Annotated in this window: 8 protein-coding genes and 1 pseudogene; 6 read left to right on the top strand and 3 right to left on the bottom strand. The window is 75.8% G+C overall.

The genetic code is table 11. The annotated features are described in order from the left end of the window. Together NWP10_RS09245 and NWP10_RS09240 are read right to left on the bottom strand one after the other, a co-directional pair. A partial coding sequence (locus NWP10_RS09245) for a protein kinase (protein ID WP_258300695.1) occupies positions 1 to 1,167 on the bottom strand: 1,167 nt, incomplete at its 3' end. A gap of 55 nt (positions 1,168 to 1,222) precedes the next feature. Further along, positions 1,223 to 2,359: a LysM peptidoglycan-binding domain-containing protein gene (locus NWP10_RS09240; RefSeq protein ID WP_258300694.1), complete on the bottom strand. Its 1,137-nt coding sequence runs from the start codon at positions 2,357 to 2,359 to the stop codon at positions 1,223 to 1,225. A 334-nt stretch (positions 2,360 to 2,693) separates the two neighbouring features. Between NWP10_RS09240 and NWP10_RS09235 the strand changes: the two genes are divergently transcribed. Continuing rightward, the gene (locus tag NWP10_RS09235) at positions 2,694 to 3,092 is read left to right on the top strand and encodes an Rv2175c family DNA-binding protein (RefSeq protein WP_158492014.1); all 399 of its coding nucleotides are present in this window, start codon (positions 2,694 to 2,696) and stop codon (positions 3,090 to 3,092) included. Positions 3,093 to 3,162: 70 nt separating this feature from the next. Here the strand turns inward: NWP10_RS09235 and NWP10_RS09230 are convergent, their stop codons facing one another. Beyond that, positions 3,163 to 4,278 (bottom strand): polyprenyl synthetase family protein, encoded by a 1,116-nt coding sequence (locus NWP10_RS09230; RefSeq protein ID WP_258300693.1) that lies wholly within the window; start codon positions 4,276 to 4,278, stop codon positions 3,163 to 3,165. A 79-nt stretch (positions 4,279 to 4,357) separates the two neighbouring features. Between NWP10_RS09230 and dinB the strand changes: the two genes are divergently transcribed. The 5 genes and pseudogenes from dinB to NWP10_RS09205 form a co-directional block, all read left to right on the top strand. Beyond that, positions 4,358 to 5,632, top strand: coding sequence for a DNA polymerase IV (gene dinB / locus NWP10_RS09225; RefSeq protein ID WP_258300692.1), 1,275 nt, complete (start codon positions 4,358 to 4,360; stop codon positions 5,630 to 5,632). A 140-nt stretch (positions 5,633 to 5,772) separates the two neighbouring features. Continuing rightward, positions 5,773 to 6,180, top strand: coding sequence for a DUF3040 domain-containing protein (locus tag NWP10_RS09220; RefSeq protein WP_258300691.1), 408 nt, complete (start codon positions 5,773 to 5,775; stop codon positions 6,178 to 6,180). A gap of 331 nt (positions 6,181 to 6,511) precedes the next feature. Beyond that, the gene (mraZ, locus tag NWP10_RS09215) at positions 6,512 to 6,943 is read left to right on the top strand and encodes a division/cell wall cluster transcriptional repressor MraZ (RefSeq protein ID WP_017489691.1); all 432 of its coding nucleotides are present in this window, start codon (positions 6,512 to 6,514) and stop codon (positions 6,941 to 6,943) included. 143 nt (positions 6,944 to 7,086) lie between these two features. Then, entirely contained in the window at positions 7,087 to 8,082 is a 996-nt protein-coding gene (gene rsmH, locus NWP10_RS09210; protein ID WP_017489692.1) for a 16S rRNA (cytosine(1402)-N(4))-methyltransferase RsmH, read from the top strand. Positions 8,083 to 8,102: 20 nt separating this feature from the next. Then, positions 8,103 to 8,441, top strand: a pseudogene (locus tag NWP10_RS09205) (hypothetical protein); the annotation flags it as partial.

Here is an 8,441-nt window from a genome sequence, read left to right as displayed (position 1 = left end):
CGCCGGAGCCTCGGCGGCGTCCGCCGTCAGGGGCGCCTCCGGCGCCGGGCCGGGGGAGCGCCGGACGACGTCGTCCGCCGCGAGGGCCTCGGTGGGCAGGGCGTCCGCGGGGAGGGAGGGCAGCACACGGGTGGCGTGGTGGTCGCCGGCGTCCAGGGCCGTGGTCTCGTCGCCGTCGGCGTCGTGGAGCGGGTCGTTCGGGTCGAGCCGGTCGAGGGCGTCGAGCGTCGTGGTCTCGTCGTGCTCCGGGCCGGGGCGCCCCTCGACCGCGTCCGGGACGAGGACCGGCGGCCGGTCGAGCTCGGCCGGGCCGAGCTCCGCGGCCACGGCGTCGAGGCGGTCGAGGACCTCCCCGGCGTCCGCGGGGCGGTCGGCCGGGTCGGGCTCGGTGCACCACAGGACGAGGTCGTCGAGCACCTCGGGCAGGCCGGGCTGGAGCGAGGAGGGCACGGGCACCCGCTCGTGCACGTGGCGGTAGGCGACCTGCAGCGCCGTGGCGGCCGTGAAGGGCTGCTGCCCCGTGAGCAGCTCGAAGAGGATGATCCCGGCGGCGTAGACGTCCGAACGGGCGTCCGCGGGGGCGCCGGCGATGTGCTCGGGCGCGAGGTAGGCGGGGGTGCCCACCACGGCCTGGCCGGCCGAGGTGTGGGCGGTGGCCGCGCGGGAGAGGCCGAAGTCGGCCACGGTGATGCGGCCATCCGTGCGGACGAGGACGTTCTCCGGCTTCGCGTCGCGGTGCACGAGCCCGGCCCGGTGCGCTGCGGCCAGACCGTCCACGAGCGGGCGCAGGTGGCGCAGGGCCTCGCGCGGCGTGAGCGGGGCCTGCTCGCGGATGACGGTGCGCAGGGTGTGACCGGGCACGTGCTCCATGACGAGGTAGGCCAGGACCTCGCCGGACGCGTCCTCGGTGTGGCCCTGGTCCAGCACGGCGACGACGTGGGGATGCGACAGCCGCGCGGCGGTCTTGGCCTCCTGCTCGAACCGGCCCACGAGGACGGGGTCCTCGGCCAGGTGCGGGTGCATGACCTTGAGGGCGACCTCGCGGTCCAACCGCGTGTCCAGGGCCAGGTAGACCGTGGACATCCCGCCCCGGGCCAGCCGGGCGAGGACCTCGTACCGGCCGTCGACGATGCCCCCCACCAGGGGGTCGCGGCGTGTGCTGCTCATCGTCCCAGCCTAGGCCAGCGCCGGGGCCCGGGGGCGGGGGTCCGCCGGGGGCGGATCAGAACATGGCCATGGCGGCGCGGACCGTGGCGACGTAGGTGCGCCCCTCCGCGCTGAGGCCGCCCTGCAGGACGCCGCCGAGGCCCTGGTAGTAGGCGCCGATGCCCGTGTCGAGCGTGGGCGTGCGGTCCTGCACGTACTTGATGTACGCGACGCCGGCGACGGCGTTGTCGTACGGGTCCAGCAGGTTCAGCTCGCGGCCCACGAGCTCGGAGGCGAACTCGCCGGTGATCGGGATGACCTGCATGGCGCCGATGGCGTTGGCGGGGGAGACGGAGGCCATGCGGAAGCGGGACTCGGTGTAGGCGTGGCCGAGGGCCAGGCGCGGGTCCACGCCCATGCGCACGGCGGTCTCGCGGACGATCTCGCGCATCTGCTCCGGCGACGGCTGCGGCACGGACTGCAACAGGCGCAGGTTCTCGTTGGCCGAGGCGGTGACGTGCGCGGGGTAGGTGCGGCCGAGGAAGGTGTCCCCGATCGGCTGGACGTCGGAGACCGGCTCCACCTCGAGGGTGCCGTCGGAGATCACGAGGACCTGGCCCGGGTGCAGCATCGAGGAGCGGGTGAGGCCGTTGAGCTCGCGCAGGCGGGGGATGGACACCTCGAAGCGCTGGGAGATGCCCCACATGGAGTCCCCGGAGACCACGGCGTAGCGGACGACGTCCCCGGTGGCGGGAGCCGGCGCCGGCGTGGGGGCGGGGGTCGGGGCGGGGGCCGCCGCCTTCCCGGCGGTCGTCAGCACCATGCCCGGGTGCAGCATCGTGGAGGTGCTCATGCCGTTGAGGCGCTGCAGCTCGGCGGCGGAGACCCCGGTGCGGCGGGCGATGATCCACCAGCCGTCGCCGGGCTGGACGGTATAGGTGCCGGCCGCGGCGGCGGGGGCGGCCTCACCGGTGAGGCGGATGGCGTCGCCCGGGTAGATGATCGACTCGTGGTCCAGCCCGTTCAGGCGGAAGAGGTCCACCAGGGGCACCCCGTGGGCCGCCGAGATGGCGGTGAGGGTGTCGCCCGGACGGACGGTGTGGACCGGCGCCTCCTGGGCCTGTGCCTGCGCGGGCAGGCCGGTGAGCAGGAGCAGTGGCACGGCACCGCCGGCGAGGGCGTGGCGCAGGCGGCGGGAAGGGGTGTGGGACACGGAGGACCTCGGCATCGTCGAAGGGGACGGGACTGTGGGGAAGGGACGGGCGAAGCCCGCGGCCCCCCGGGACCGTCCGACGTCGTCGGCGTCCGGCTGTGGAGCCTCGCCGATGTTATCCGACCGTGATCTCCGTGACCATTCCGAGATTGAAACCCCTCTCCGCCGCGGAATCATGCGGATCTCCGGCCCCTTCTTCCCATCGGGAACGGGCCGTCCAGCAGGTCGAAGGGCGTCGAGGGTGACCCTCCTCACTGTCGAGAAAGGCGGCGCACAGCAGGCGCAGGGCATAGGCAGAGAGTCGGCGGCGCCGACGCGACGTAGTCTGGCGCACGTGAGCACCTCTTCCTCCGACACCCCGGTCCCCGCCGACGCCATCCCCGCCGAGCTGGACGCCCTCGTGGGCGACTGGCTGACGATGCCCGACGTCGCCGAGCGCCTCGACCAGCGCGTCACGCGCGTGCACAACCTCGTGAAGGACCACCGCCTGCTGGCGGTCCGCCGCCCCGACCCCGCCGTCCGCGCCGTGCCGGCGCTGTTCCTGACCGAGACGGGGCTGCTCGAACCGCTGCAGGGCACCCTCGTGCTGCTCGCGGACGCGGGCTACTCGGACGAGGAGTCGCTGCGCTGGCTGTTCACCGAGGATCCCTCGCTGCCGGGTCGGCCCATCGACGCCCTCCGGGACGGCCGCAAGACGGAGGTGCGCCGCCGCGCCCAGGCCCTGGCCTGGTGACGCCGGCCCCCCGGGTCCCGCGGCGGCCGACGCCGCCCGGTCCAGGGCGATGGCCCGGGCGGAGCCCCGGTCAGTGCCGCCGGGTCGTGGCGGCCTCGATCAGCGCGGTGAGCTCCGCGCGCACGTCCGCGGGGACGCCGTGGGCCTCGAGCGCGCCGACCGCCTCCGCGGCCCGCGCGGACAGTGCGACCACCCGGTCGGTCACTGCCTGACGGGCCCCGCACTCCTCGAGCGCCCGCTGCCAGTGGGCGATGCGCTCGGCGCTGAGCCCGGGGTCGCCCAGGTCCGCGTCGAGCGCCGCGGCGTCCGCGGGGGAGAGCAGCGCGACCGCGCGGGCGATCAGCACCGTGCGCTTGCCCTCGCGCAGGTCGTCGCCGGCGGGCTTGCCCGTGGCGGCGGGGTCGCCGAACACGCCGAGCAGGTCGTCCTGGTACTGGAACGCCAGGCCGAACGGCAGGCTGACCTCCGCGAACGCGGCCACGAGCGCGTCGTCGGCGCCGGCCAGCAGGCCGCCCAGGGCCAGCGGGTGCACGGCCGAGTAGCGCGCGGACTTGTGCTCCACCACCGCCTCCGCGGCGGCCTCGGCCTCGGCCGGGTCCGTGGCCGGCGGCGCCATCTCGGCGGCGACGTCGAGGTACTGGCCCACCATCACCCCGAAGCGCATCCGCTCGAACTCGTCCCGGGCCCGCGCCGGCCGCCCGGCGCCCTCGAGGGCGGCGGCGAACGCGGTCTCGCTCATGCCGAGCGCCACGTCGCCGGCGAGGATCGCGGCGGACACCCCGAAGTGGCCGGCGTCGTGCCGCCAGCCCGACGCGCGGTGCTCGGCCTCGAACCGGCGGTGCACGCTGGGCATCCCGCGGCGCGTGTCCGAGCGGTCCAGGATGTCGTCGTGGATCAGCGCCGCGGCCTGGAACAGCTCGAGCGCCGCGCCGGTCCGGGCGATGCGCGGGTCCTCCGGGTCTCCGCCGGCCGCCCGCCAGCCGAGCCAGCCGAGCACGGCGCGCAGCCGCTTGCCGCCGGCGGCCAGGTCGCCCACCGCGTCCACGAGGGGGACGGTCAGGGGATGGACGGCGCGGGCGCGCTCGCGGTGCTCGTCCAGCGTGCGCGTCAGCTCCTCGGCGACGGCGGCGCGGAACCGGTCCTGGTCGGCGGGGCGGGGGCGGGTCACGGCGGCGTCGACGGGCATGGGCTCACCTTAGCCGCGCGGGCGGGGCGCGCGAGGCGGTCGGCGGGCGTGACGAGCGCGCCTGGCTAGGCTCGGGGGCATGTCCGACACCGCCGCCGCGCAGGCCCGCCCCGAGGCCTCGATCCTGCACGTGGACATGGACGCCTTCTTCCTGTCCGTGGAGCTGCGCGAACGGCCCGACCTGACGGGGCGGCCGGCCGCCGTCGCCGCGCCGAGCGGACGCTCCGTGGTGCTGTCGGCCTCCTACGAGGCCCGGGCCTACGGCGTGCGCTCGGCGATGCCCCTGGCCCACGCGCGCGCCCTGTGCCCGCCGCTCGTGGTGGTCCCGCCCCGGCAGGACGTCTACCGCTCGGTCTCGGCGGACGTGATGGCCCTGCTCGGCCAGGTCACCCCCGTGCTGGAGCAGCTCAGCGTGGACGAGGCGTTCCTCGACGTCGCCGGGGCCCGGCGCCGCCTCGGCCCGCCCGCGCGGATCGGGGGCCTGATCCGCCGGCGGGTCCGCGAGGAGCTGGGCCTGCCCTGCACGGTGGGGGCGGCGGGCGTGAAGTTCGTGGCGAAGATGGCCTCCACCGCCGCGAAGCCGGACGGGCTGCTCGTGGTGCCCCCGGAGCGCACCCTCGCGTTCCTCCACCCGCTGCCCGTGGGCCGGCTCTGGGGCGTGGGCCCCAAGGCGGCCGAGGCCCTGCGGCGCCGGGGCATGGCCACCATCGGGGACCTGGCCGCCGCGGACCCGGAGCAGCTCGAGCGCGCGTTCGGGGCCGCGGGGCGCTCGTGGGCGCAGCTCTCGCGGGGGATCGATCCGCGGCCCGTCGCCCCCCGCCCCGCCGCGCGCAGCATCGGCGCCGACCACACCTTCGACGTCGACCCCCTGGACGTGGCCGGGGTCGACCTGGAGGTGCTGCGCCTGTGCCACCGCGTGGCCGCCCGGCTGCGCGCCGAGGAGGTCGCGGCGGGCGCCGTGACCGTGCGGCTCAAGGACCCCGACGGGCGCGTGCGCAGCCGGACCGCCCGCCTGGCCCGCCCCACCACCACGGCGCACGGACTGCTCGGGCCCGCCCGCCGGCTCGTCGCCGAGCTGCACGCGCAGCGCCCCCATCCGGTCCGGCTCGTGGGCGTGCGCGCCGAGCGCCTGACGGACGCCGACGAGCCGGCGCCCGAGCAGGAGGCGCTCTTCGGCGGCCCCGGGTTCGGCGACGACGACGCCGCCGAGGGCGGGGCCGGTGACTGGGCCGGCGCCGAGGCCGCGGCGGACGCCGTGGCGCGCCGCTTCCCGACGGCGGCGGTCCGGCCCGCCTCGCTGCTGCGCCGAGCTGCCGGACGGCCCGACACCCGGCGCGACGTCCCCGGTCCGTGAGCCCGGCCGTGTCCGCTGACAGGGGAGGACGCCGTCTGGTTGGAGGGGGTCCGGACGCCGTATCCTGGAGGACAGATCGGACGCGTGGGCGTCCCCTCCCGGTCCCGGAGGCGTCGGAGGCCGAGTTCGAAGGAGTCGCCGTGCCCCTCTCTGAGCATGAGCAGCGGATGCTGGACCAGCTGGAGCACCAGCTGCGCGCCGAGGACCCCCGCCTGGCCACCCAGATGGCGGACACGCGCCGCGACCCCGTGCCGGTCAAGCGCGTCGTGCTCGGCGCGGTGCTCGCCGTCGTCGGGCTGCTCGTGATCGTCCTGGGCGTCGCGAACCAGCTGGTCCCGGTGGGCGTGCTCGGCGCGCTCGTGGTGGGCGCGGGCATCTTCCTCGTGACCACTCGGCCCCGCGGCGGCCACACCGCCGGCGCGGAGCGTCCGGGCCCCGGCCGCGGGGGACGGCCCGGTGGCGGCCGCCCCGAGGGCGGGCGACCGGGAGGGGACTTCATGGGCCGCCTCGAGCGCCGCTGGGACGCCCGGCGCGAGCAGGGCGACTGACCCCTTCCACCTTCCTCCACCGAAGGCCCCGATCCGCTGCGGATCGGGGCCTTCGCCGTGCCGGAACCCCCTTCGGCACCCAGGGCCGCGCCCCACCCCTGCACTTCGCCCCCGCCCCTCCACTTCGCCCCACCCGGTTCCCCGACCCCGCTCAGCCGCAGGATCCTGCGGTCTGCGCGGGGTCGTCCCCGCGCGCCGCGCGAGGCGCGGGGACATACGAAGGCCAAACGGGGTTGATGGTGGAGGGAAGTGGGGTAATGTGGAGGGCAGGAGAGAGCATGGGTCCCGACCTTGGTCGGGAGGGACCACTCGACGAGTCAGGGGGTGTGCCGTGTTCTTGGGCACGTACACCCCCCGGCTCGACGAGAAGTCCAGGCTGATCCTCCCCGCGAAGTTTCGTGAGGAGCTGGCGGAGGGGCTGGTCCTGACCCGAGGTCAGGAGCGCTGCGTGTACGTGTTCAGCGCTCGTGAGTTCGAGCGGGTCCACGAGCAGATGAGGTCGGCTCCACTGTCCTCCCGCCAGGCCCGGGACTACATCCGCGTCTTCCTCTCGGGGGCGTCGGACGAAGTGCCGGACAAGCAGGGTCGAGTGACCGTGCCGGCGCCGCTGCGGCAGTACGCGGGGCTGGACCGGGACGTGACCGTGATCGGCGCGGGGACCCGGGTGGAGATCTGGGACTCCGAGTCCTGGAACGCCTACCTCGCCGAGCAGGAGGCCGCCTTCTCCGAGACCGACGAGGACGTCCTGCCGGGCGTCTTCTGACCACCAGCGCACCGACCCCGTACGAGACCTCCAGCCGACGCCGACGCACCTGACCCGCCTTCCCCTGGGCCAGGCGCGACGGCGGACGGATGGGGATCCCGCCCGGGGTCGGCCGCGAATCAGACGCGAGCAGGAGGCCGATCGTGGACGCAGACCAGCTCCGCCCCGAGGACCGCCACGTCCCCGTCATGCGGGACCGCGTGGTCGACCTGCTCGCCCCCGCCGTCCAGGCCGCCCTCGACGCCGGCCGCGCGCCCGTCGCCGTCGACGGCACCCTGGGGATGGGCGGCCACACCGAGGCCATGCTCACCCGCTTCCCGGAGCTCACCGTCATCGGCATCGACCGCGACGCCCACGCCCAGGCCCTCGCCGCCGAGCGCCTCGGCCCGCTGGCCGAGCGCCTCGTCCCCTTCCACGGCACCTACGACCTGGTGCCCGAGGCGATGGCCGCGGCCGGCGTCGAGAAGGTGGACGCCGCCCTGTACGACCTGGGCGTCTCCTCCTACCAGCTGGACGACCGGGAGCGCGGATTCGCCTACTCCTACGACGCGCCGCTGGACATGCGCATGGACGACACCGCCGAGCGCTCCGCCGCGACCCTCGTGGCCGAGCTCGACGAGCACGAGCTGCGGCGCATCATCCGCCGCGACGGCGAGGAGCGCTTCGCCGGGCCCATCGCCCGCGCGATCGTGCGCGCCCGCGCCGAGGCGCCCATCGAGACCACCGGGCGGCTCGTCGAGGTCATCCGCACCGCCGTCCCGGTCGCCGCCGGCGCCACGGGCGGCCACCCCGCCAAGCGCACCTTCCAGGCGCTGCGCATCGCCGTGAACGAGGAGCTGGACATCCTCGACGCCGCCGTGCCGGCCATCCTGGACGCCCTCCACGTGGGCGGACGGCTCGTGGTGATGAGCTACCACTCGCTCGAGGACCGCATCGCCAAGCGCCACCTGAGCGCCTGGGCCGCCTCCACCGCCCCTCCCGGGTTCCCGGTGGTGCTGGAGGAGCACGAGCCGGTGGTGCGCACGCTCACCCGCGGCACGGAGAAGCCGACCGAGGAGGAAATCCTCGAGAACCGCCGCGCCTCCTCCGCGAAAGTGCGTGCGGTTGAGAAGATCAGGACGTCGAGGACCCCGGCATGACGTTGCACGAGGAGATGAGCATGGCCGCACACGCACGGATCGCGGAGCCCCTGCGCCACGCGGGCGCCCCCGCGCGCCCCGCCCCGCAGGAGCGCACCCCGCTCTCCGTGGTGCCCGCCCCGCTGCCGCACTCGCGCTCCGGGATGACCGTGCTGTGCGTCGTCGTGCTGCTGGCCGCCCTGGCCGCCGTCCTCGTCATGAACATCACCATGTCCAACCGGCAGTACGCCCTCCTGGACCTGCGCCAGGAGCAGCAGGCCGTCACCGAGGTCAACGAGCGCCTCGCCGAGCAGGTCGGCTACCTCGAGGCCCCGCAGAACGTGGCCGCGCGCGCCGACGCCCTCGGCATGGTCGCGCCC

This window comes from Micrococcus sp. HG099 (genome assembly GCF_024723355.1).
GTDB classification, from domain to species: domain Bacteria; phylum Actinomycetota; class Actinomycetes; order Actinomycetales; family Micrococcaceae; genus Micrococcus; species Micrococcus endophyticus.
Note: the sequence above shows the minus strand (reverse complement) of the source record. Positions and strands in the feature narration are given on the sequence as shown.